This is a genomic window from Streptomyces luteoverticillatus, from assembly GCF_003970715.1.
GTDB classification, from domain to species: domain Bacteria; phylum Actinomycetota; class Actinomycetes; order Streptomycetales; family Streptomycetaceae; genus Streptomyces; species Streptomyces abikoensis.
In genome coordinates this window covers 7244944-7266335 of the sequence record NZ_CP034587.1, presented here as the reverse complement: position 1 = coordinate 7266335, position 21392 = coordinate 7244944, and the positions used below count along the sequence as shown (strand labels likewise).

The 21392-nt window shown below is 70.9% G+C and carries 23 protein-coding genes and 1 pseudogene; 12 read left to right on the top strand and 12 right to left on the bottom strand.

Going from position 1 to position 21392, the window contains the following annotated elements; all coding sequences use genetic code 11:
- Positions 1–46: 46 nt before the first annotated feature.
- On the bottom strand, positions 47–1045 hold the full coding sequence (locus tag EKH77_RS32335; protein WP_126917712.1) for a LacI family DNA-binding transcriptional regulator: 999 nt from the start codon (positions 1043–1045) through the stop codon (positions 47–49).
- A gap of 189 nt (positions 1046–1234) precedes the next feature.
- Here EKH77_RS32335 and EKH77_RS32330 point away from each other — a divergent pair, with 189 nt between their 5' ends.
- Together EKH77_RS32330 and EKH77_RS32325 are read left to right on the top strand one after the other, a co-directional pair.
- The gene (locus tag EKH77_RS32330) at positions 1235–2242 is read left to right on the top strand and encodes a zinc-dependent alcohol dehydrogenase family protein (RefSeq protein WP_126917711.1); all 1008 of its coding nucleotides are present in this window, start codon (positions 1235–1237) and stop codon (positions 2240–2242) included.
- The gene (locus tag EKH77_RS32325) at positions 2239–3636 is read left to right on the top strand and encodes an MFS transporter (protein ID WP_240667666.1); all 1398 of its coding nucleotides are present in this window, start codon (positions 2239–2241) and stop codon (positions 3634–3636) included. Before EKH77_RS32330 ends, EKH77_RS32325 begins: the two co-directional genes overlap by 4 nt.
- Here EKH77_RS32325 and EKH77_RS32320 read toward each other — a convergent pair.
- Positions 3614–4036: a cysteine/serine endopeptidase inhibitor gene (locus tag EKH77_RS32320; RefSeq protein ID WP_126917710.1), complete on the bottom strand. Its 423-nt coding sequence runs from the start codon at positions 4034–4036 to the stop codon at positions 3614–3616. The genes EKH77_RS32325 and EKH77_RS32320 overlap by 23 nt on opposite strands.
- Before the next feature lie 403 nt (positions 4037–4439).
- On the opposite strand from EKH77_RS32320, the gene EKH77_RS32315 reads away from it, so the two are divergent.
- A complete protein-coding gene (locus EKH77_RS32315) occupies positions 4440–5282 on the top strand; it encodes a glycoside hydrolase family 19 protein (protein ID WP_430981043.1) in 843 nt (280 codons plus the stop codon).
- Positions 5283–5359: 77 nt separating this feature from the next.
- Here EKH77_RS32315 and EKH77_RS32310 read toward each other — a convergent pair whose 3' ends face one another.
- Positions 5360–6766, bottom strand: a complete 1407-nt coding sequence (locus EKH77_RS32310) for an alkaline phosphatase (RefSeq protein WP_240667665.1) — start codon at positions 6764–6766, stop codon at positions 5360–5362.
- A gap of 164 nt (positions 6767–6930) precedes the next feature.
- Between EKH77_RS32310 and EKH77_RS32305 the strand changes: the two genes are divergently transcribed.
- Positions 6931–7098, top strand: a complete 168-nt coding sequence (locus tag EKH77_RS32305; protein WP_206279976.1) for a hypothetical protein — start codon at positions 6931–6933, stop codon at positions 7096–7098.
- 29 nt (positions 7099–7127) lie between these two features.
- On the opposite strand, the gene EKH77_RS32300 is transcribed toward EKH77_RS32305, so the two are convergent.
- The 5 genes from EKH77_RS32300 to EKH77_RS32280 all read right to left on the bottom strand — a co-directional run bounded on the left by EKH77_RS32300 (position 7128) and on the right by EKH77_RS32280 (position 11052).
- A complete protein-coding gene (locus tag EKH77_RS32300; RefSeq protein WP_126917707.1) occupies positions 7128–7388 on the bottom strand; it encodes a hypothetical protein in 261 nt (86 codons plus the stop codon).
- On the bottom strand, positions 7385–7702 hold the full coding sequence (locus EKH77_RS32295) for a DUF6247 family protein (protein ID WP_126917706.1): 318 nt from the start codon (positions 7700–7702) through the stop codon (positions 7385–7387). Before EKH77_RS32295 ends, EKH77_RS32300 begins: the two co-directional genes overlap by 4 nt.
- A gap of 121 nt (positions 7703–7823) precedes the next feature.
- A complete protein-coding gene (locus tag EKH77_RS32290) occupies positions 7824–9011 on the bottom strand; it encodes a GDSL-type esterase/lipase family protein (protein WP_126917705.1) in 1188 nt (395 codons plus the stop codon).
- A gap of 66 nt (positions 9012–9077) precedes the next feature.
- Positions 9078–9647 (bottom strand): TetR/AcrR family transcriptional regulator, encoded by a 570-nt coding sequence (locus EKH77_RS32285; RefSeq protein ID WP_126917704.1) that lies wholly within the window; start codon positions 9645–9647, stop codon positions 9078–9080.
- A 136-nt stretch (positions 9648–9783) separates the two neighbouring features.
- The gene (locus tag EKH77_RS32280) at positions 9784–11052 is read right to left on the bottom strand and encodes a phosphatase PAP2 family protein (protein WP_276319270.1); all 1269 of its coding nucleotides are present in this window, start codon (positions 11050–11052) and stop codon (positions 9784–9786) included.
- Positions 11053–11589: 537 nt separating this feature from the next.
- Here EKH77_RS32280 and EKH77_RS32275 point away from each other — a divergent pair.
- Positions 11590–12297, top strand: coding sequence for an SDR family oxidoreductase (locus EKH77_RS32275; protein WP_126917703.1), 708 nt, complete (start codon positions 11590–11592; stop codon positions 12295–12297).
- 86 nt (positions 12298–12383) lie between these two features.
- On the opposite strand, the gene EKH77_RS32270 is transcribed toward EKH77_RS32275, so the two are convergent.
- The 3 genes and pseudogenes from EKH77_RS32270 to EKH77_RS32260 all read right to left on the bottom strand — a co-directional run bounded on the left by EKH77_RS32270 (position 12384) and on the right by EKH77_RS32260 (position 15303).
- The gene (locus EKH77_RS32270; protein WP_206280064.1) at positions 12384–12770 is read right to left on the bottom strand and encodes a VOC family protein; all 387 of its coding nucleotides are present in this window, start codon (positions 12768–12770) and stop codon (positions 12384–12386) included.
- 446 nt (positions 12771–13216) lie between these two features.
- Positions 13217–14359 (bottom strand): annotated as a pseudogene (locus EKH77_RS32265) (TROVE domain-containing protein); the annotation flags it as partial.
- Between the two features lie 182 nt (positions 14360–14541).
- The gene (locus EKH77_RS32260; RefSeq protein WP_126917701.1) at positions 14542–15303 is read right to left on the bottom strand and encodes a class I SAM-dependent methyltransferase; all 762 of its coding nucleotides are present in this window, start codon (positions 15301–15303) and stop codon (positions 14542–14544) included.
- Between the two features lie 127 nt (positions 15304–15430).
- Between EKH77_RS32260 and EKH77_RS32255 the strand changes: the two genes are divergently transcribed.
- The 4 genes from EKH77_RS32255 to EKH77_RS32240 all read left to right on the top strand — a co-directional run bounded on the left by EKH77_RS32255 (position 15431) and on the right by EKH77_RS32240 (position 18082).
- Positions 15431–15964 (top strand): GNAT family N-acetyltransferase, encoded by a 534-nt coding sequence (locus EKH77_RS32255; protein WP_126917700.1) that lies wholly within the window; start codon positions 15431–15433, stop codon positions 15962–15964.
- Positions 15965–16106: 142 nt separating this feature from the next.
- Positions 16107–16418 carry a hypothetical protein gene (locus EKH77_RS32250; RefSeq protein ID WP_126917699.1) on the top strand — a complete coding sequence of 104 codons (312 nt, stop codon included), beginning with the start codon at positions 16107–16109 and terminating at the stop codon, positions 16416–16418.
- Positions 16419–16575: 157 nt separating this feature from the next.
- On the top strand, positions 16576–17103 hold the full coding sequence (locus tag EKH77_RS32245) for a hypothetical protein (RefSeq protein WP_240667664.1): 528 nt from the start codon (positions 16576–16578) through the stop codon (positions 17101–17103).
- Positions 17104–17461: 358 nt separating this feature from the next.
- Complete coding sequence (locus tag EKH77_RS32240) at positions 17462–18082, top strand: DinB family protein (protein ID WP_240667663.1); 621 nt, start codon at positions 17462–17464, stop codon at positions 18080–18082.
- Positions 18083–18111: 29 nt separating this feature from the next.
- Here EKH77_RS32240 and EKH77_RS32235 read toward each other — a convergent pair whose 3' ends face one another.
- Positions 18112–19179 carry an alkene reductase gene (locus EKH77_RS32235; protein WP_126917698.1) on the bottom strand — a complete coding sequence of 356 codons (1068 nt, stop codon included), beginning with the start codon at positions 19177–19179 and terminating at the stop codon, positions 18112–18114.
- Positions 19180–19446: 267 nt separating this feature from the next.
- Here EKH77_RS32235 and EKH77_RS32230 point away from each other — a divergent pair, with 267 nt between their 5' ends.
- The 3 genes from EKH77_RS32230 to EKH77_RS32220 are packed head-to-tail and all read left to right on the top strand — an operon-like array spanning position 19447 to position 21362.
- Positions 19447–19908: a MarR family winged helix-turn-helix transcriptional regulator gene (locus EKH77_RS32230; protein ID WP_126918434.1), complete on the top strand. Its 462-nt coding sequence runs from the start codon at positions 19447–19449 to the stop codon at positions 19906–19908.
- Entirely contained in the window at positions 19905–20405 is a 501-nt protein-coding gene (locus EKH77_RS32225) for a GNAT family N-acetyltransferase (protein ID WP_126917697.1), read from the top strand. Before EKH77_RS32230 ends, EKH77_RS32225 begins: the two co-directional genes overlap by 4 nt.
- A gap of 9 nt (positions 20406–20414) precedes the next feature.
- Positions 20415–21362, top strand: a complete 948-nt coding sequence (locus EKH77_RS32220; RefSeq protein ID WP_126917696.1) for an NAD-dependent epimerase/dehydratase family protein — start codon at positions 20415–20417, stop codon at positions 21360–21362.
- Positions 21363–21392: the final 30 nt, after the last annotated feature.

Here is a 21392-nt window from a genome sequence, read left to right as displayed (position 1 = left end):
TCTTGGTCAGCGGATGTGAGCGTCGGTCAGGGCTTCGGTCGGCACTTCAGTCCGTGCAGCCGCAGGAGCCGCGGTGCACGAAGGCGCAGGGCAGCCGGAGGGTGCGGGGGGCGCGGTCGGGGTCGGCGAGCCGGTCCAGGAGCAGGCCGACCGCTGCCGCGCCGATGTCGCGGCTGGGCTGGGCGATGGCGGTGAGGCGGGGTTCGAACAGGTCGGCCCAGGAGAAGTCGTCGAAGCAGGCGAGCGCCATGTCGCCGGGGGCGCTGCGGCCCGTCGCGCGCAGGGCCTGGAGGGCGCCGATGGTCATGGCGTTGTTGGCGGTCACCAGGGCGGTGGGCGGCCGGTCGAGGCCGAGGAGGTGGTGGGTGGCCCGTTCGGCGCCGGCGGCCTGGGAGTTGCCGTCGACGACGAGTTCGGGGCGGTACGGGAGGCCGGCCTCGGCCAGGCCGGTGCGGTAGCCGGCGACGCGTTCGGTGGTGGTGCTGAGGCCGGGTGTTCCGGCGATCAGGGCGATGCGGGTGTGTCCCCGCTCGGCCAGGTGGGCGACCAGTCGGGCCATCGGCGCCTCGTTCTCCGCGCACACCTGGTCGTAGGCGTCGCCCACGAGGCGGTCGAGGAAGACGGTGGGCACCTTCATCCGGTCGAGGTGGTCGAGCATGGCGCCGGGGGCGGCGGACGGGGCGACGATCATGCCGTCGACTCGCCGCTCGTGGAGCAGCCGGACGGCCTTGAGCTCGTGTTCCGGGTCGTCGTGCGGGTCCACGATGAGGAGGCTGTAGCCGGCTTGGAGGGTGCTCGCCTCGACGCCCTGGAAGATCTCGGTGAAGTACGGGTTGCTGATGGCGGAGACGGCGAGCCCGATGGACTTCGTACGGGAGGTCACCAGGGAGCGGGCGAGGGTGTTGTGGGTGTAGCCCAGTTCGTCGATGGCGACCCGGACGGCGTCGCGCGTGGCGGGGCGCACGGGGCGGGTCGCGTTGAGGACGTGGGAGACGGTGGCCACGGAGACGCCCGCGTGCCGGGCCACGTCCGCCATCGTTGCCATGGTCCCCGAGCCTCCTGTGCGGCGGGGTGTCCACCGCTGTTGTCGTCGTCCGCCGCTGCCGTCGTCGATGCCGATCTCGAAATTACCTCATGGCTTCTTCGACGTAAACGCTTGCGCAAGCGTTTACGTCGAGGTTACGGTCCCGCCACCGCACAAGGAAGTCCGCACAAGGAAGTGAGGAGCGAGCCGATGCGAGCAGTAGTGGTCACCGGTCCCGGTGAGGCACGGTTGACCGAAACAGCCGATCCCGTCCCGGCCCCCGGCGAGGTCGTCGTCGAAGTGTCGTCGTGCGGCCTGTGCGGCACGGACATGCACATCCTGGGCGGCGAACTGCCCTCCGCCGGGTATCCGCTGGTGCCCGGGCACGAGCTGACCGGGCGGGTCGTGGCCCTCGGCGCGGGCGTGACGGCGCCGGCGGTGGGCGCCCGGGTCGCCGTCGACCCCAACCTCCCCTGCGGGGCCTGCCACTACTGCCGTATCGGGCGCGGCAACCTCTGCGACGACTACAGCGCGATCGGCGTCACGCGTGACGGCGGCTTCGCCGAATTCGTCGCCGTGCCGGCCCGCTGCGCCTACGTCCTGCCGGACGAGCTGTCCGACGCGGCCGCGGGCCTGGTCGAACCGCTGTCATGCGCGGTGCACGGCCTCAACCGGCTGCCGCGCCGCCCCGGCGAGCACTATCTGATCTACGGCGCGGGCACCATGGGGCTGATGATGGCCGCGGTGGTGCGCGGCGCGGGCGCCGCCTCCGTCTCGGTGGTCGACGTCAACGCGGAACGGCTGGCCTTCGCCGAGTCGTTCGCGGCGGACGCCGTGGCGACGGACGCGGACGTGCTGGACCGGCCGCAGGGCTTCGAGGTCGTCATCGACGCGACCGGCGTCGTCGCCGCCATCGAGGACGGGCTCACCCGGGTCCGCAAGGGCGGCACGTTCCTCCAGTTCGGTGTCGCCGACCCGGCGCGCACCGCTGCCTTCTCCCCCTTCGCGGTCTACAACCGCGAGATCGACATCATCGGCTCGATGGCCGTGCACAACAGCTTCCAGCCCGCCATCGACCTGCTCGCCGCCGGGCTCGACCTGGACCCGCTGGTCAGCGATGTCTTCGGGCTGGAGGGCTTCGACGAGGCGGTGGCCGCCTTCCGCGCCGGAACCGGCCGCAAGCTCCACATCGTGCCGACGGGGACGAGGACGTCATGAGCGGCCGGAACGGGCCGGGCGGCCTCGCACCCCACTCCCCCACCGCACGGCACACGCTGGACCGGATGGGCATCCCCCGGCCCCTCTTCTGGGGGTACGTCGGCCTGTTGCTGTTCATGATCGGCGACGGGGTGGAGACGAGCTATCTGTCGAAGTACTTCGGCGACGACCTCGGGTTCTCCGCGACCGGCGCCGGCGCGATCATCACCGTCTACGGCGTCACCGCGGCCGTGGCCTCGTTCCTGGGCGCGGGTCTGCTGTCCGACCGGTGGGGCCCCCGGCGGGTGATGGCGGCGGGGGCGGTGATCTGGGTGCTGTTCCACGCCCTGATGCTGGGGGTCGCCGTCCCGGCGGGGAGCTACTGGCTCGTCATGGTCACGTACGGGCTGCGTGGCTTCGGCTATCCGATGTTCGCCTACGGCTTCCTGTCGTGGGTCATGGCGGTGGCGCCGAGGGACCACCAGAGCAAGGCGGTCGGCTGGTTCTGGTTCTGCTACAGCTCGGGGTACCCGATCATCGGCTCCTTCGTCTTCGCCGCGGTCACGCCGTCCCTCGGCTTCTACCGGACGCTGTGGCTGTCCCTGGCGGTGATCCTCGCGGGCTCTCTCGTCGTCCTGTTGCTGCTCCGCGAGCGGACGGGGTTCAGCGGCCTGGCGCCGGGCCGGGACGCGCGGGCCGAGCTGGCCGGCACGTTCCGGATCCTGGTGGAGAAGCCGAAGCTGGGCGTGAGCCTGGTCATCCGGCTCATCAACACCACACCGTCGTTCGGCATGTGGGTCTTCATGCCCTTCTTCGTGCGGGACCTGGGTTTCAGCGACGGGGAGTGGAACTCCCTGCTCGTCGTCATGATGGTCGCCAACCTGGGCGCCCTGCTGGTGTTCGGTGTGCTGGGCGACAACTGGAGCGGGCGCAAGACCTGTGCCCTGTTCGGTGGCGTGCTCGGCGCCGTCGGCTGTCTGCTCTGCTACTACCTGCCCGCCGCGGCCGGTTACGACTTCCCGGTGGCGGCGGTCGCGGTCGCCGTCTACGGCGCGGGGCTGGCGGGGTACGTACCGCTGCCCGCGATGATGATCGCCCAGGCGCCGGAGCGACAGGGCCAGGTGATGGGCGTGTATACCCTGGGCGCCGGGCTGAGCGTCGCGGTCGGCCCACTGATCGGGACGGTGACATACGGTTCGTTCGGCTTCCGGGGCCTGGTGTGGGTCTACGCGGCACTGCTGCTGCTCAACGCTGTGCTGTGCCTGCGGGTCACGTCCCCGGGGGACGGGCTGCCGGTGCCGCCGACGGACGGTGCGGGGGACGTGCCCGGTGGGGGCGGGGAACGCCGTGCTCCCCGCCCCCGAGGTCAGCAGCGCCCGGGGCCCGCCTCCGTCAGCGGACGAACTTCCAGGTGATGCCGTTGACCACGCCCTTGTCGAGCGGAGCCAGCTTCTGGAAGGCCGTTTGGCTCAGGTCGATGTGGTTGCGGTCGCACGAGGGGCACTTGTCCTTGACCGGCACTCTGATGGACTTGCCGTTGTAGCTCACTTCCACCGATATGCCCTTGCAGAGCGGGTCGTTGTTGGGGTTGCCGGACGTCCACCACGCGGCCGAGACCGCGACCAGGTCCTGGGAGGTCGCGTCGATGGGAGTTCCGCAGGCGCCGTAGCCCTTGTCGGTGTAGTAGGTCATCTTGCCCGTCACGGCCCGGCCGATCGGGACGTCCGCCGCCGCCGGTCCCGCGCCGAGCGCGATGCCGGTGGCCGCGGCGGCCAGGACAGCGGCCGCGTAGCGCGCACGCTTGAAGTCACGCATAAATCTCTCCTCGATTTCAAGGGCCATTCGGGCAACCTTTTGCCCGGAGAGGCGTCAGTGGCGGCTCATCGCCGCACGAAGCCTTGGGACAGCGGCATTTCCTCGGCACGCGTCCGGCTTCCGGCATATGGTTGCCACGCCGCTCAAGGCCCTCGCAAGCCCCTTCCGCCGCAGTTGTCCTGAAGTCATGGGTAAATACGGCGAGTTAGGCCGGTGGCGATACCTGCTGTTGACATCCAAACTCGCCCGGATATTCACTGCACTTCGCGACGGTGAGAGATCCCGCAGACCGCCACTCGCGGCTCTGATTCGCCGTCAGCGATTCGCTCGATCCCCACTAGGAGCCATCGTGAGAAGAAACCGCGTCGCGGCCCTGCTGCTGGGCTTACTGGCCCTGATCGGCATGGCCGTCCTCGCCCCCGCCACCACGGCGAGCGCCGCCGGCCCCTGCGACAACGCGAAGACCTGGACCGCGGGTACCTGGTACACGACCGGCACGGTCGTCCGGTACACCGACGGGCGGTACTACATCGCGGAGCACGACAACCCCGGGTACGACCCGGTCATCAGCACGTGGTACTGGGACCCGTACACCTGTCAGGGAGGCGGCGATCCCGGCAAGCCCGGCGCCTTCCCGGTGAGCGAGGCGCAGTTCAACCAGATGTTCCCGAGGCGGAACGCCTTCTACACCTACAGCGGGCTCGTCGCCGCGCTGAGCGCGTACCCCGGATTCGCCAACACGGGCAGCAAGGAGATCAAGCAGCAGGAGGCCGCCGCCTTCCTCGCCAACGTCGACCACGAGACCGGCGGACTGGTCTACGTCGTCGAGCAGAACACCGCCAACTACCCCCACTACTGCGACCGCAACCAGCCCTACGGCTGCCCGGCCGGCCAGAGCGCCTACTACGGCCGGGGACCGCTCCAGCTCAGCTGGAACTTCAACTACAAGGCGGCGGGTGACGCCCTCGGCATCAACCTGCTCAACAACCCCTCGCTCGTCCAGACCGACGCGGCCGTCTCCTGGAAGACCGCGCTGTGGTACTGGAACACCCAGCGCGGCCCCGGCACCATGACCCCGCACGACGCCATGGTCAACAGCCGTGGATTCGGGGAGACGATCCGCAGCATCAACGGCTCCCTGGAATGCAATGGCGGCAACCCCGGCCAGGTCCAGAGCCGGGTGTCGAGCTATCAGCGATTCACGTCGCTCCTCGGCGTGACGCCGGGTGGCAACCTGTACTGCTGACGGCGGGAATCCCGCGGCGGTTTCCGGGAATTCTTTTCCCGGAAACCGCCACGGGTTGCCCGGATTTCCTCGCGCGGTCAGCGCAGTCCGAGCGCGGTCGTGATCGTGGTGAACAGCTCGGTCTGGTCGGTGACTCCCTGGACGCGGTCCGAATTCGGGCCCCGGGCCGAGATGCCCACCTGGGTGCCGGTGTGCTCCTGGCCATCCTGGGGTGTGTCGGTGGTGGAGTAGCCGACCTTGACCCTGCTGCCCTCGTCGGTGACGAGGGTGGCCGACAGCCCGGGCGGGTTGACGTCGACGGGGAGGATCTGGGTGCTGTGGGCGTGGTCGGCGGTGGCGACCACCAGGGTGTCGGGGTGGCGGGCGGCGTAGTCCTGGGCGGCCTTGACGGCGCGGTCGAACGCGGCGGTCTCCCCGATCTGCCCGCAGGGGTCGGCCTCGTGGGCCTGCTTGTCGATGGAGGCGCCCTCGACCTGGAGGAAGAAGCCCTTGTCCGGCCCGCTCCGGTCCTTCGTCCTGGCCTCCAGCAGCCCGATCGCCTTGGTGGCCAGCTCCGCCAGGGTCGGGGTGCCGGCCGGGCGCGCGGGGTTGGTGACACAGCGCTGCGGCGGGGTGCCACCGGCGGCCGCGCGTTTGCCGCTCCACTCCACCGGGAGCGAGTCCGGCGAGAACAGGCCGAGCAGCGGGCGGTCCGGCCCGGCGGCCCGCAGCCCGCGCTCGTCGGTGACGACGTGGTAGCCCTGCTTCTCCGCCTGCTGGGTCACGGTCAGCCCCCGGTACGGGCCTTCGGTGATCCTCTGGTCGAAGCGCTGCCGGCCGCCACCGAGGAGCACGTCCGGGCGCAGCCGTACGGACTGTTCGGCGATGGAGCCGGGCCCGCCGCGGCCGATGGTGTCGCGTGGGCAGCGGGCCATGTCGGCCGGGCCCTGGCAGCCGCGCTCGGTGACGTGGGAGGCCATGGCGGCGGGGGTGGCGCCGGTGAGCTCGTCGGTGGTGACCGATCCGGTGGCCAGGCCCTTGCGGCGGGCGAGTTCGAGGACGGTGGGCACGGCGACGTCGGTGTCCGGCGTCTTCGAGACGCGGCCGTTGACGGTCTTGCGGCCCGTGGACCAGCCGCTGGCGCTCGCCGCCGAGTCGGTGACGTAGTCGGGGCGGCCCTTGCTGTCGACGGAGTACGTGGTGTATTTGCCGGTCGCGGGGAAGCGGTCGAGGGCGAGGCGGCCGCCGGCGCCGACGGTGTAGTCGCGGGCCAGGGTGACTTCCTGGTCGCCCATGCCGTCGCCGATGAGCAGGATGACGTTTCTGGCCTTGCGGGGGTTGTGATCGGCGTTCCCCCCGCCCGTCGGCGCGGCCGCCGTGGGCAGGGCGGCGCCGGCGACGAGGAGTGCCGCGGCGCCCCACACAAGGCGGGCGCGACGGGGGCGACGGGCGGTCGGTGTGTTGCGGGAGGTGCGGAAGAGCCGTAAGTGGGTGGCTGCGTTCAATGTGCTGACCTCCGAGTGCGCGGGACCGGGTTCGCAGGACCGTGGGCGGCTCGGAGCCACGCGCCGCCCACTCGAGCGAATGGGTTGGCACGCGAGCGTACGCCGTGCCATGGATCAATTGTCAACAAGGGGCACTGGCCGAACGTGTCGGCTCGCAGCTGAGGTTGGCCACGGCGCTGCGCGACGTCCGGGTGCGCGACCTCGCCCCGCGCACCCAGGGACTCTCGCCCGCCGCGCTGGACGCGGTGCCGGCCATCGTCGACAAGGCGCGGAAGGTCCAGAACCTGTCGTCGGTGACCGACGACGGGCCGCCGCCCGACGCGAGACCGTAGCCGTGAGGCACGGGCGTCGGGGTCGTCCGTCAGCCGAGCCAGACGATGTCGATGACGTGCAGACGCGCGGCCGCGCGGTTGATCCAGTAGACGGCGGTGAGGTGCCCGATCGCGGCTGAGCGCACGTCCTCGCCCTCGGGGTCCCGGCGGTCGAAGGCCGGGAAGGACCACGGGTCACGGGAGGCGATGTCCAGCACGTCGCGGAGTGTCTCGCGGACGGGCTCCGGAAGGGCGTCCAGCACGCCGAGAGCCTTCGGCGACAGCCGCGCCGGCCAGGCCGCGTCGCTCACGGGCGGATCCCGAGCGCGTCCTCCGACGCGACGCCGTCGGAATCGTCCATGCCGGCGGCGAGGAACGCGTCGACGGCCGGGGTGACGGCCAGGCGCGCCTGCCACGCGCGCACGACATCGTGGACGGGCGTGAGGCTGTAGCTGTAGCGGGCGTCTTCCAGGGCCTTCGCCCAGTCCTGCTCGAAGGCCGGCACCCACCGCTCGGCGCGGCGGTCGGCACGGATGCGCGCGAGCAGTCGCACGGCCGCGGCGGGAGCGGGGGCGGGCGGTGGGACGGACGGCGGGGCCGGTGCGTGGTCGGGCCGGGCGCTCATGGGATCCTCCATGCGAATCTCAACGCCACAGTAGCCGCCGGGGATACGACGGGCGTGACGGGAACGGAGCACTTCGGCCATCCCTCCTTCTCCCCCTCCCCGGTGTCAGGCTCCCCCAGTATCAGGCGGTGTGGTCCGCGAAGGGGCCGCCGGTGGTGAAGGCCCGCCCGGCGAAGCGCTCACCGATGAGGCGGTGAGTGGCCGCGTCCGGATGGAGCCGGTCGGGCAGGGGCAGTTCGGCGGCATCGTCCTGGCCGTAGAGGTCACGGCCGTCGAGATGGTGGAGGTTCGGGTCGTCGGCCGCCCGCTGCCGCACGATGCGGGCCAGTTCGTCGCGGATGACGGTGAGGGTCAGTTTCCCGCCGGCGCGCTCCGCCGGGTCGCCCGTGGCCCGGAAGAGCAGTCGTCCGCCGCTCAGGGCGGCGAAGTCCGGGGCGCTGGGCCCGGGGGTGTCCTCGTGGATGGGGCACAGGATGGGCGAGACGACCAGCAGGGGTGTGATCGGGTGGCCGTCGCGGATGGTGTCGAGGAAGCCGTGGACAGCGGGGGCGAAGGCGCGCAGGCGCATCAGGTCGCTGTTGACGAGGTTGATGCCGAGCTTGAGGCTGATCAGGTCCGCGGGGGTGTCGCGCAGGGCGCGGGCGGTGAACGGATCGAGCAGGGCGCCGCCGCCCAGGCCCAGGTTGATCAGTTCCACGCCGCCGAGGGAGGCGGCGAGCGCGGGCCAGGTGGTGCTGGGGCTCGCGGCGTCGGAGCCGTGGCTGATCGAGCTGCCGTGATGCAGCCACACCCTGCGGCCCCGGTCCGGTATGGGCTCGACGGGGGCATCGGTGCGCAGGGCGACGAGTTCGGTGGTCTCGTTGTGCGGCAGCCAGATCTCGACGTTCTTGACGCCTTCGGGCAGGCCGGTGAAGCGGACGGTGCCGGCCGGGCCGGGCCGGTGCTCGGCGGTTCCGGTGGCCATGTCGATGGTCAGGGTGTTTCCGCCGGTCACATGGGCCTGCCTGGTCAGGCGGCCGTCGACGAGCAGGTCGTACACGCCGTCGGGGCGGGGCGGCACTCCCACGTAGACGCGCTTGGTGGGCAGCGTGTCGAGCTCGACGGCGGTGGCCCCCGTCCGGAAGGCCAGCCGTACGCCGGAGGGCTGGGACTCCGCCATGGCGAGTTGCCCGTCGGCGCACTGGGCGCGGGCCCGGGCGGGCAGCCGGTGCGGCAGCAGGCCGTGGGGGGTGCGTTCCAGGTCGAGGGCGCCGCGGAGGATGTCCGCGGTGATGGGCGTGGTGATCCAGTCGTGCTCGGCGGTGTGCATGCTCTCAGCCTGTCGGTCGGGCCTGTCGGTCGGCTTGTCGGTCCGCTTGTCGGGCGCGTTTTCGGGTCAGGAGGAGGGCCGGGCGCGCAGCAGGGCGTCGAGGGCGTCCAGGGTCCACTCCCAGGACTCCTGCGAGCCGGGGGCGCTGTGGCTGAAACCGCCGCTCGCCTCCAGGCTGACGTAGCCGTGGAAGACGCTGCCCAGCAGCCGTACCGCGTGGGTCTGGTCCGGCTCCGTCAGGTCGTAGCCGCGCAGGATCGCCCGCATCATCCGGGCGTGCCGGACGCCGGCGCTCGCGGCCGCCGTCTCGGGGTCCAGCCTGAGCCGGGCCGCGGTGTAGCGGCCGGGGTGCTCACGGGCGTAGTCGCGGTAGACGTCGGCGAAGGCGGTCAGCGCGTCCTTGCCGGCCCGCCCGGCGAGGGCGTCGGCGGCGCGGTCGGCGAGTTCCTCCAGGGCGAGCAGGGCGATCCTGGTCTTCAGGTCCTGGGAGTTCTTCAGGTGCGAGTAGAGGCTCGCGACCTTGACGTCGAACCGTCTGGCCAGTGCCGAGACGGTCACCTCGTCGAAGCCGACCTCGTCGGCCAGCTCCGCTCCCGCCTGCACGAGGCGTTCCGTGGTCAGTCCCGCGCGTGCCATAGCGTCCCTCCCGTTCGCCTGAACCGATTATGCAGTTACCTAAAGGCTTTAGGCAAGCGGGAGGGGCGTGTGGCTCCAGGGGCCTCGTGGCCCCAGAAGCCCTCATGGCTCCAGAGGCCCTAGTGGCTCCAGAGGCTCAGACCAGCTCGGGCTGTGGTTCCGGCTGCCGTGCCGGCGTGGCTTTCGGTTCCCACAGCTTGGTGGTCCGTATGTAGCCGTAGATCACCGAGATCATCGACAGCATGATCAGCGGTCCGAACACCCACGGCTGCTCGGCCATTTCCACCGACAGATAGCGGTACGACAGCAGGAGGGCGGTGAAGACCGCCGCACCGTAGGCGACCAGCTGGATTCCCGACCGGTCCCAGCCGCGCTCGAGCGAGCGCAGAGCCGCCTCGATCGTGAGCGTGAACACGACGCCGGCGACGATGTCCGTGCCGTAGTGGTAACCGAATCCCAGCGTCGCGCCGAGCGTGGCGATCAGCCAGAACACACCGAAGAAGCGCAGAATTCGCGGGCCCCTGCGGGAATGGATGAATATCGCAGTGGCCCACGCCGTATGCAGGCTGGGCATGCAGTTGCGCGGGGTGATCTCGTTGAACGGCATGTGGTGCGGCACACCGGTGGGCGGCGTGTTCGGCCACAGATCGGCCACCGCCCAGTGCCCGCCGTCGGCGCCGTAGGCGAAGATCGGCCCGACCACCGGGAAGATCATGTAGATGCCGGGGCCGAGGAGGCCGATCACCAGGAACGTGCGCACCAGGTGGTGACTCGGGAAGCGGCGCTCGGCCGCCACGTTGCGCAGCTGGTACAGCGCGACGACGACCGCCGCCACCGCGAGCTGGATGTAGACGTAGTCGAGGATGTGGTCGCCGATCGGGCCGGTGGCCCTGACGATCCGGCCCGCGAGCCACGACGGGTCGCCCAGCGCGTGGTCCGCGGTCGCCACGTACTGGTCGAGGACCGTCGGGCGGGTCTTCGAGGTGACGAGCAGCCAGGTGTCGCCTGTCTTGCGACCGGCGACCAGCAGCAGTCCCAGCCCGACGCCCTTCAGCAGCAGGGCGCGTTCCCGGCCGGTGCGGCGCGTGACAGCGATGACCGCGTAGCCCAGGACCACCCACAGCGCGCCGTTGCCGAACATCATCTTGGCGTCGAACGCCCACCGCACCAGAAAGAAGACGACGTCGATGCCGACCGCGACACCGGCCGCGATCATTCGTTCCCGCCAGGTGAGCACCACCATCATCAACGCCATGCTGGCGTACAGCAGCGGCCCCGATTTGGGAGCGAATATCACCTCGCGCGCCTGGTTGGTAATCGGCCCGCGCATTCCGTAGTGACGCGCGGCGATCTCCAGCGCGACAAGGAATCCGAGGGCCACCACACTCGCCACGGTCCACAGTATTACCCGTGGTTGACGCCACGCGGAGAACGCAGATCTACGATTTATTCGCGAGTCTGTAGATATCAATTGTCCGGCCGTTTTGTTAGATATTGGGTAAAGGGAGTGCTTGTCGCGCTGGGTGACATGTTTTCGGGTGAAGGGCGGGCGTCGGGGGCGGTCGTCTTGTGATCGAACATGCTATCGGAGCGGTTGGGGGCGGGTTTGGCCGGTCATGGGTGGCGCGAAGGCCACTCCCGCTGGCGCACTCGCGCCGGGCGCGGATCGCGTCCCGGCCACCTGGCCGCCGCCCCGCCGCCGCCCCGCCGGCAGCGTGTCGGTGCGGGTCCGGTCTTCACCGCGATCTCGTCCTCGACCGGGCCGGTCGCCATGAGTCCCTGGGCTCCGGCAGCGCGATAGGTCCGCCATATCGCCGCAAGGTTACGGGCCTTGAGGCGGTTGTCGCCGGGGCGCCGACCGGGACGGGGCGTTCCGTCGGTGCCGACGTGATCGGACGGTACGCCCTTGGCTCGCCGCGCCATCTGGGAGAAGACTGGGATCATGACGACAACGCTGATCACCGGAGCGAACAAGGGTCTCGGCCACGAAACCGCCCGCCGTCTTCTCGCGGCGGGCCACACGGTCTACATCGGCAGCCGGGACGCCGAGCGGGGCCGCCGGGCGGCGGAGCGGCTGGGGGCACGGATGGTCGTCCTCGACGTCACCGACGACGCCTCCGTCGCCGCCGCGGCGAAGACGATCGAGGCCGACGGCGGACTGGACGTCCTGATCAACAACGCCGGCATCGAGGAGCGGACGCCGGACGGAGGTGTGGCCGGGCCGGCGGAGATCACCGCCGACATGATGCGACGGGTCTTCGACACGAACGTCTTCGGCGTCGTGCGTGTCACCCATGCGTTCCTGCCGCTGCTCCAGCGGTCCGCCGCGCCGGTCGTGGTCAACGTGAGCAGCGGCCTGGCCTCGCTGACCCGCGCCGCCGACCCGGACACGCCGGGCTTCGGTTACCCCGGCGTCGCCTATCCGGCCTCGAAGGCCGCGGTCAACATGATCACCGTGCAGTACGCGAAGGCCTTCCCGAACATGCGGGTGAACGCGGTGGAGCCCGGCTACACGGCCACGGACCTGAACCAGCACTCCGGCACGCAGACCGTCGAGGAGGGCGCCGAGATCATCGTCCGCATGGCACGACTGGGCCCGGACGGCCCCACCGGAGGCTACTTCGACGTCGACGGGCCGATCCCCTGGTGAGCCGGGGCGGCGGGGCGGCGGGGCGGCGAGGCGGGGCAGCCACTCCCGTTCCATCGCCGGACCGGAGGTCAAACTCAAGCGCGGGCTTACGGCAGCTGTGTCAGCTGAATGAGGTTGCCGCAGGTGTCGTCGAGAACCGCCGTCGTGAACGGTTCCATGAGCGTCGGCGGCTGGGTGAACTTGACGCCGAGGCCGGTCAGGCGCGTGTGCTCCGCGTGGATGTCGTCCACGGAGAAGGAGGCGGCCGGGACTCCGTCCGCCATCAGGCCTTCCTTGTACTGCTTGGCCACCGGGTGGGTATCCGGCTCGAGCAGCAGCTCGACGCCGTCGCGGGCGGCCGGGGAGACGAGGGTGAGCCAGCGTGCCGGCCCCATGGGGATGTCGTTCTTCTTCTCGAAGCCCAGCTTGTCGGTGTAGAAGGTCAGGGCCCTGCTCTGGTCGTCGACGAAGACGCTGGTCACGTGAATGCTGATCATGATGCCTCCGGCGGGTTCGCGCCTGAGCCACCGGACGGCGATCTGCTCAAGCGGTTCGGTGTGCAGGTCATGGAACGTGTAGCCGCCCTGGCGGCGTGCGCGCACCAGCTCCGGTCGCCTCCAGTGCGGCAGGCTCAGCGCGTTCCTCATGGTTGGGGCGGGCGCAGACCTCGCAGAGCGCGTGACTGTTCCGCTCGGACAGCTCGTCGAGATTGTGCGTCGGGGGTGGTCCGCGAGTGCCTGGAAGACATCCTCCGTCATGCCGCCGCGAAACTGTCCGTTGTCACTTGCGTGTCTAGCTGAGGCAACGCTCGCCGATGTGATGGCGGAGCTCGACGACCTGAACCCCACGCGGTGAGCCCGGCCTCGCCAGGGAGCTTCGGCACACCGGCGGGACAAGGTGTGATCCCCAGAGCCCGGATGCGGGCTGCCCGTCTCCGCAGGACCCGCTCGGTCGGGCCGTGCGCGTGGCGGTACGCGGCCTGCTCGTCGGTGACGATCAGGACGCGGTCCTGGCCCCGGTAGTGCCGGCGCACGGCCTCCGTGGTGTCGGTACCGCCCAGGCTGCCGAAGCGTTCCAGTACCTCGAGGACCGACTCGCCCTCGCGGTGGACCACAGGCGCGCTGGTCGTGCCGAACTCGACGAGGTCGGCGTGCGCGGCGCGCATCGACACCGCCGTGCCGCAGACGGCGGCGGCGTCCGCGCGGTTGAGCCGGGACCGGTCGGACAGCGGCGACCACATGGAGCCGGAGCGGTCCACCGGGATCAGGGTCCGGCCGGGGAGCGCCGGGACGTTCGCCAGCGAGTGGCCGAGGGCCTGCTCGAGCGACCAGGCCCAGCGCAGCGACGGGGCGTGCTGGTACGCGGCCAGGTACAGGAAGGGGAACTGCCCGGACCGGGCCACCTCCTGCGGATCGGCGATCCGGGCGGCCACCCGCTGGGCGACTTCGTCGGACACGCCGGCCTCGTCGAAGTTCCGCAGGTTGCGGACGAGGGCCATGGTGCCCATGGAGGTATGCCGGCCTCCCAGGTCATGCCCGCGTCCGCGAGCCGCTCAGCGCCGACGGGGCCGGTGATCAGGGCGCGGCGTTCCGCGACGGGCACGACCATCAACGCCTGGTGCGCGGCGAGGGTGCGGTCCGAGGCGGGCGGGCGGGCGCTGTCCGGGTTGTGGCGGCAGTCGAGGGCGTCCCCGAACAGTTCGCTGACGGTTCGTCGGGCCGTCGTCCGTGGAGCCGTCAGTGGCGCCCGCGTCCAGCCGGGCCTTGACGTACTCGGCGGCGCCGACGAGCAAGGCGGTGCGCATCCGGCCGTCGCCGCGCAGCCGTCCCAGGAGGCCGGCGGTCCACGCGGCGTCCTCGACGGCGAGCCTGCTCACGAGCGCGGCGAACCGATCGTCGCGATCCGTGGTCTTCTCATAGTGGGTCTGCTGGGAGACGAAGTCGGCGACCGCGTGCAGGAACAGCTCGGAGCGGTCGTCGCGCGCGTGCCCCTTGCCGCCGGGGTGGGTGCGGGTGTGCCCCGTCGTGGTCACAAGCGAGGCCGGGCGGGCCGGCGTGGCGGCACGGGTGTTGAAGCGTGCCATGTGAATTCCCCCGAATTCTTCCTGGCTCATGAAGATTCATGCGGACTCATGCGGGGAAGCACGGCGGAGGGCGGCCGAGAACCCGCGGCCGGCTGTTCCGAGAAGTAACCGTCACCTGCGCACCGGACACCCGGCCGCCGCCAAGGGTTCTTGACGGTGCCGACGGATGCCCACCCCGGGAGTCAGTAAGGCTTGCGGGCCTCGATGAGGAACCGCGCGGTGTGTGCCACGAAGGGGCCCTCGCTGTGGATGCGTTCGTGCAGCTCGCGCAGGCGGTCCCGGTACCGGTCGACGGTGAAGTCCGGGACCATCCAGATCACCTTGCGGAGGAAGTAGACGACCGCGCCGACGTCGAGGAACTCGGTGCGCAGGGATTCCGCGCGGACATCGACGACCTCCAGCCCGGCGGCCTCCGCCGCGCGGCGGGCGTCGTCGGGGTGCCGCTTGCGGCGCACCTCCTCCGGCTGCGGGCCCAGGAAGTACTCGACCAGTTCGAAGACGCTCGCGGGACCGACCTGCTGGGAGAAGTACGTACCCCCGGGCCTGAGCACCCGGGCGATCTCCTCCCACCACACCGTCACCGGGTGCCGGCTGACGACCAGGTCGAAGGCTTCGTCAGCGAACGGCAGCGGTGGCTCGTCCTCGTCGTGGACGACGGCCGCGCCGAGGGGGTGCAGCAGCCGGGTGGCCTTGACCACGTTCGGCGGCCACGACTCCGTGGCCACCACCAGCGGCGGTAGCTTCGGCACCCCGGCGAGTACCTCTCCCCCGCCGGTCTGGATGTCCAGGGCCGCCGCGGCATGCGCCATGCGCTCGCCCATCATGTGCTGATAACCCCATGACGGGCGCTGCTCGGTGGCCCGGCCGTCGAGCCAGGAGAAGTCCCAGCCCGTCACGGGGGCCTCTTCCGCCTCCGCCACCAGCTCCTCGAAGGTTCGTCCCATGTCTGGATCATTCCAGTTCGTGCTGGGGATCCGCGACCGGATTGACTGCGGGTCGGCGCGCACGGGTCAGGCGCACACGGGAAAGTGGATTGCCCCGCTCTGTGCCGTGTGGCTACCGTCGCCGTTCATGATCCCGACTCTGCGCACCGCGCGCCTGTTGCTGGAGCCGTACGTACCGGAGGACGAAGAAGGCTTCGTCGCTCTGTTCCAGGACACGAGGGTGTCCCAGTGGATGGGCGACGGCCCGGCCTCCGAGGCGGACGACCGGGCCCTGTTCGGGCGGATCTTCACCAAGGTCTACGCCCGGAAGCTTTTCGACGTCTGGGCTGTGCGCCGGGACGGAGTCCTGATCGGGCATGCCGAGATCAAACCGACCGATGTGGTCGGTGGCCACGAGATCGTCTACGCCCTGATCCCCACGGCATGGGGTAACGGCTTGGGGACCGAGCTGGCGGAGAAGCTCGTCGCCTACGGCTTCGACACGCTCGGGCTGCCCGAGGTGCACGCCACCGTGGCCGCGCGGAACCATGCCTCGCTGGCCCTGCTGGGCAGGATCGGCTTCGAGCACGTCCGGGACATCGAAGAGGACGACGGCACTGTCACGCAGGTGTTGACCTGCTGTCGCGCCGCGACACAGGGCCGGGCGAAAGCCGTCGCGTGACAACCCACCTCCTTCCCCACGCCGCGTGAGGTTCGAGCCCGCCCGCGCGGGCCGTCCTCGGCGTCCCGCCCCCGTACGCCCGTTCCGGCGGCCGCGTTCCGCGCCCACTATCGGGGCAGATGCCAAGGAAAGAGGTAAGCCCATGAAGTCGAGGACCTTCCGCCTCGCACCGGCGGCGGCGACCGTCACCGCGGTGCTGTTGCTGGCCGGTACGGCGGGGGCGGCCGTCGCGGCTCCGTCGGATGAGTCCCCGAGCCCGAGCGGCAGCGCCACGAGCCAGCAGGTCGACCCGGTGAAGGAGCACTGGGACAAGCACGGCCCGTACGCCGACGAGCAGACCTGCCGCAAGGCCGGCAAGGACGGCCAGGACCACGGCAACTGGCACGAATACCAGTGCAAGCGCGAATACAACAACGACCAGTACAAGTACTACTGGTGGCTGTACACCCACTGACGACGAGCGGCTTCGCCGCGTGATCCGCCCCGTGTTCTCCGGGTGACCGCCCGGAGCACACGGGGCGGTGGTCGAGCCGCGCGAACGCTGGGCCGGCCGGGGGATGCCCCGGAACGGTTGGCGCTCGGCGTCGGCGACCCACCGTACGGTGGGCGCCATGGACGACACGGCCCCGGAATCCGGGTGGCCCGGGCAGGACCTGGATCATGCCGTCCTGATCGCGTCCAGGTTGAAGGAACGTCTCTACGCGACGATCACCATGATCGCGGTGGTGGTGGGCCTGGCGCATTCCGGGCATGCCGGACCGAGGGGTGCCGCCGTGTCGGTCGCGGTCACAGCGGTGGGGCTGTGGCTGACTTCCATCGTCGCGGACGGGCAAGCGCATCGGGTCATGCACGGGCCGGAAGACAGCGGGCGGCAACTCCGGCAGACGCTGTTCGTGTCCAGCCCGCTGCTGCTCTCGGCTGTCGGACCGCTGGTCCTCATCGCGCTGTCCGCTCTCGGGGCGATGGAGTTGCGGACGGCGCTCCTCACCGCGGCGGGGGTGAGCGTGGGGGTGTTGTTCGCGTGGGGCTGGTACGGAGGCGTCCGCATGGGCGCCCACACGGCTGTCGCACTGCTGGCCGGGGTGGCGGACGCGGCGATCGGCACCGTCGTCGCCCTCGTCAAGGCCGCCGGTCACTGACCGGGCTCCGCGCCTCACCGCTTCGCCTCACCGCTCAGCCCGGGCGTTCCGGGCCGGACGGGGGCGGGACCCGGCTCCCTCCCCCTCGGAGCCGGGGCCCGGGGCCCTGTTCGGGCCGCTCATCGACGAGGATCCCGCGTGCTCGCGAGAGCGAACATCCCCATATCTAGGGGGTTGACACGGTAGGGGCCGGGATAATGCTGTCCGCCGTGTCACGTGCCGCGAAGAGCTCATCGCCGCGCTGTCCTGATCAGGCCTCGGAAATTGGGACGCGGTGCCGGTGCCGGCTCTGGCAGGCTGGCGGGTCAGCAGATCGTCCTTCCTCAACGGGCCGACCCGCCGGCCGCAGGAGCGTCTTGTGATCCCGTCCCGTCTCGTGCCCTTGCTGAAGCAGTTCGACTTCGCGCGGAAGCGCCTCGCCGACCGGCTGACGGGTCCCGTCATGGACAGCGGCGACGGGGCCGACACCGAGGTCGGCCCCATGGCCGATGCCGAGTTCCTCTGGGAACCGGTCCCGGGCTGCTGGTCGGTCCGGCGGCGCGTGGACGGACCGGGGCCGCGAGCGACCTTCCTGGCCGGTAGGGGCGAATGGGGCCGCGACGCCGCGCCGTACCCGCACCCCTGGCCGCCGCCGTTCACCACCATCGCCTGGCGCCTGAGCCACCTCAGCGAGATGCTGACCCTACGCGCGGACCACACGGCGGGCGGCCACGTGCTGACCCGAGACGACTACCTCGACCACGGGGAGGTCGCGGGGGCGATCGCGGCGTTCGACGCGGGCGCGGCCGCCTGGCGGAAGGCACTGCTCGGCATCGACGACGATTCCGTGCTCGACACCGTGGGGTACTGCGCCTATCCCCATGGGAGCGACGCCGAGGAACCGTTCGTCGATGTCGTGTGGTGGGTCAACCAGGAGTTGCTGCACCACGGCGCGGAGATCGCGCTGATACGGGATCTTTACCGGGCGCGACAGCGGTGACCCCGCGACCCCGCCGGAACAACCTAGGGTCAGGCCGTCAGTGACGGGTAGTCGGTGTAGCCCTGGTCGTCACCGCCGTAGAAGGTGGTCGGGTCAGGCGTGTTGAAGGGGCCGCCCTGCTGCAGGCGGTGGGGGAGGTCGGGGTTGGCCAGGAACATCGAGCCGAAGGAGACGAGGTCCGTGGTGCCGTCCTTGATCAGGGCGAGCGCGTCGGGGCCGGTCGTCTCCGGGTGGGTGAAGGGGTTGAGGATGAACGCGCCCGGCCAGTTCTCGCGCAGGTTCAGGGTGAGGCCCCGGTGCGGGCCCTCCATCAGGTGGAGGTACGCCAGTTCCAGCGGCGCGAGCGCGCGCACGAGTGCGCCGTAGGTCTCCTCGAGGTTTTCTTCGGCGATGTCGTTGAAGGGGTTGCCGGGAGAGATACGGAAGCCCACCCGGTGGCCGCCGATGGCCTCCGCGACGGCCGTGGCCACCTCGACCGCGAAGCGGATCCGGCCCTCGGTCGTGCCACCCCACGCGTCGGTGCGCCGGTTGGAGTTGGGCGCGAGGAACTGGTGGACGAGGTAGCCGTTCGCACCGTGGATCTCCACACCGTCGAAGCCGGCGTCGATCGCGTTGCGGGCGGCGTCGGCGAAGTCGGCGATCGTCCGCCGGATCTCCTCGTCGGTGAGCTCCCGCGGCGTGACGAACGCCTTCGGGCCCTCGTGGGTGAAGACCTGGCCCTTGGCGGCGACGGGTGACGGGCCGACGGGGACGACACCGTCGGGCAGGAGGCTGGGGTGGCCGATGCGTCCGGTGTGCATGAGCTGCGCGTAGATCACGCCGCCGTCGCGGTGCACGGCGTCGGTCACCGGCCGCCAGGCGGCGACCTGTTCGGCCGAGTGGAGGCCCGGGGTGTCGGGGTAGCCCTGGCCGACGACCGACGGCTGGGTCCCCTCCGTGACGATCAGCCCCGCGCCGGCGCGCTGGGCGTAGTACACCGCCGTCGATTCCGTGGCCGTGCCGCCCACGCCGGCGCGGCTGCGGGTCATGGGGGCCATGGCGATGCGGTTGGCCAGGCGCACGCCGCCCAGCAGGAACGGTTCGAACGCAGTGGTCATGTCACTAGTCCTTTGCTCGGGCCGGCGTCCGGGGACTGCCGACCGTGGGCCGTGCGGATCGGCAGCGGATCCGATTTACCTGTCCGAACAAGTACTCTCGCGTCGGCATTCCCGGCAGAGGGTGGTCTGCGTCACGGCCGCCTCGCAGCTAGGCTTTTAGCTGTCCGAGCAGATACTGCCGCTAGAAGGGATGCCTGGTCCATGAAGGAAGCCGCCCACAAGAGGACGCGGCCCGACGCCGCCGGTACGGCGGGGCGCGGCGCGGCCATGGTCACGGTTCCCTCGTCCGCCGGCGCCGGGCCGATCAGCCATGCGATCTTCCGCGTCGCCCGGCTGCACCGCATGCTCGCCGGGCAGCTCCTGCGCCGCGTCGGGCTGCACCCCGGCCAGGAGCTGGTGATGATGCAGCTGTGGGATCTCGGCCCCCAGCGTCAGGCCGATCTCGTCCGGCTCCTCGACTCCGACGCCGCCACCATGACCCGTACGGTGAAGCGCCTGGAGAGCGCCGGTTTCGTCCGCCGCCGCCCCAGCCCCACCGACAAACGGGCCGCCATCATCGAGCCCACGCCCGCCAGTCAGGCACTGCGCCGGGAAGTCGAACGCGTCTGGGACGAGCTGGAGAGCCTCACCACCGACGGCCTCACCGGCGCGGAGCGTGAGGCCGCCGCGGGCGCACTCGAGCGGTTCGAGGTCAACCTCGCTCGTGCCAACGCCAGGATGAAGGCATGAACGATATCGCCGTCCGCCCCTGCCGGAGCGAGGAGTTGTCGGCGGTCGCCGCGCTTCGCTGGCATTGGGTGCGAGAGAAGTACGGGACTCCCGACGCCGCGCTGGACGAGTTCGTGCCCCGCTTCGTGACGTGGGCGCGGGAGAACGAGTCCACGCACCGGTGCGTGGTGCTGGTCCGGGGCGACGTGGTCATCGGCATGGCGTGGTTGGCGATCACCGGGCGCGTGCCGCACCCGGGGGCGTTCACGCGGACGTCGGGGGACGTGCAGTGCGTGTACGTGGTGCCGGGTGAGCGTGACCGCGGCCTGGGTGGGGAACTGATCGAGGCGGTCCTGGCATGGGCGCGTGAGCTGGGCCTGGAGCGGGTGACGGTGCACTCGAGCGACCGGGCCGTCCCCGCGTACTCCCGGCACGGCTTCGAGAACTCGCCGCGTCTGCTCCAGTACGAGGTGGGCGGGGATCGTCCACCTCGGTGCCGTGACACCCACTCACGTTAGTGTTCGCGGGTGAACCTTCATGTCGTCATAGGATTCGGGCCCGCCGGGGCCGCCACCGCCCGGCTGCTGGCCGAGCGGGGCCATTCGGTACGGGTCGTCACCAGGTCGGGTCGAAGCCCGGAGCCCGGCATCGAGCACGTCGCGTTGGACGCGGCGGACAGCGAGCGGCTGAGCGAGGCCGTGCGGGGCGCGGCCGCGCTCTACAGCTGCGCCGCACCGCCCTACCATCGCTGGGCGAGTGAGTGGCCGCCGCTGGCCTCGTCGCTCTGCGCGGCGGCCGAGGACACCGGGGCCGTCCTGGTCATGCTGGGCAACCTCTACGGCTACGGGCCCGTGAACGGTCACGGTCCCATGACCGAGGAGCTGCCGCTCGCCGCCACCGGGCCCAAGGGGCGGGTGCGCGCGGCCGTGTGGGAGCAGGCGCGGAAACTGCACGAGCAGGGTCGTATCAAGGCGGTCGAAGTGCGGGCCTCGGACTTTTTCGGGCCCGTCGTGACCGACGGCGGGCATCTGGCCGCGCGGGTCGTGCCACGGCTGTTGCGCGGCAAGGCGGTCTCCACGCTCGGGAACCCCGACGCCCCGCACAGCTGGAGCTATCTCCCCGACGTGGCCGCGGCTCTGGTCGAGGTCGCCGGTGAGGAGCGGGCGTGGGGGCGGGCGTGGCACGTCCCGACGGAGCCCGCGCTGTCCGTCCGGGACATGGTCGGCCGCCTCGCGGATCAGGCGGGAACGGGGCCGGTCGCGGTGCGCGGGCTGCCGCCCGCCGTGCTGGGTGTCGCGTCGGTGTTCTCGCCGCTGATCCGCGAACTCAAGGAGATCCGCTACCAGTTCGACCGGCCGTTCGTCATCGATGCGAGCGCTTACGAAGCCGCGTTCGCCGTGCGCGCCACGCCTGTCGCCGAACAGGTGAAGGCGACGGTGGACTGGTGGCGTGAGCGACTGGCCACCACCCGGTGACACCCGGGCACCCCGGCACCCGGGCACCCG

Excerpts from the sequence above, each read along its gene's own strand:
- EKH77_RS32335 (WP_126917712.1), bottom strand. The coding sequence starts at position 1,045 with ATGGCAACGATGGCGGACGTGGCCCGGCACGCGGGCGTCTCCGTGGCC.
- EKH77_RS32330 (WP_126917711.1), top strand. The coding sequence starts at position 1,235 with ATGCGAGCAGTAGTGGTCACCGGTCCCGGTGAGGCACGGTTGACCGAA.
- EKH77_RS32325 (WP_240667666.1), top strand. The coding sequence starts at position 2,239 with ATGAGCGGCCGGAACGGGCCGGGCGGCCTCGCACCCCACTCCCCCACC.
- EKH77_RS32320 (WP_126917710.1), bottom strand. The coding sequence starts at position 4,036 with ATGCGTGACTTCAAGCGTGCGCGCTACGCGGCCGCTGTCCTGGCCGCC.
- EKH77_RS32315 (WP_430981043.1), top strand. The coding sequence starts at position 4,440 with ATGGCCGTCCTCGCCCCCGCCACCACGGCGAGCGCCGCCGGCCCCTGC.
- EKH77_RS32295 (WP_126917706.1), bottom strand. The coding sequence starts at position 7,702 with ATGAGCGCCCGGCCCGACCACGCACCGGCCCCGCCGTCCGTCCCACCG.
- EKH77_RS32290 (WP_126917705.1), bottom strand. The coding sequence starts at position 9,011 with ATGCACACCGCCGAGCACGACTGGATCACCACGCCCATCACCGCGGAC.
- EKH77_RS32285 (WP_126917704.1), bottom strand. The coding sequence starts at position 9,647 with ATGGCACGCGCGGGACTGACCACGGAACGCCTCGTGCAGGCGGGAGCG.
- EKH77_RS32275 (WP_126917703.1), top strand. The coding sequence starts at position 11,590 with ATGACGACAACGCTGATCACCGGAGCGAACAAGGGTCTCGGCCACGAA.
- EKH77_RS32260 (WP_126917701.1), bottom strand. The coding sequence starts at position 15,303 with ATGGGACGAACCTTCGAGGAGCTGGTGGCGGAGGCGGAAGAGGCCCCC.
- EKH77_RS32255 (WP_126917700.1), top strand. The coding sequence starts at position 15,431 with ATGATCCCGACTCTGCGCACCGCGCGCCTGTTGCTGGAGCCGTACGTA.
- EKH77_RS32250 (WP_126917699.1), top strand. The coding sequence starts at position 16,107 with ATGAAGTCGAGGACCTTCCGCCTCGCACCGGCGGCGGCGACCGTCACC.
- EKH77_RS32245 (WP_240667664.1), top strand. The coding sequence starts at position 16,576 with ATGGACGACACGGCCCCGGAATCCGGGTGGCCCGGGCAGGACCTGGAT.
- EKH77_RS32235 (WP_126917698.1), bottom strand. The coding sequence starts at position 19,179 with ATGACCACTGCGTTCGAACCGTTCCTGCTGGGCGGCGTGCGCCTGGCC.
- EKH77_RS32230 (WP_126918434.1), top strand. The coding sequence starts at position 19,447 with ATGGTCACGGTTCCCTCGTCCGCCGGCGCCGGGCCGATCAGCCATGCG.
- EKH77_RS32225 (WP_126917697.1), top strand. The coding sequence starts at position 19,905 with ATGAACGATATCGCCGTCCGCCCCTGCCGGAGCGAGGAGTTGTCGGCG.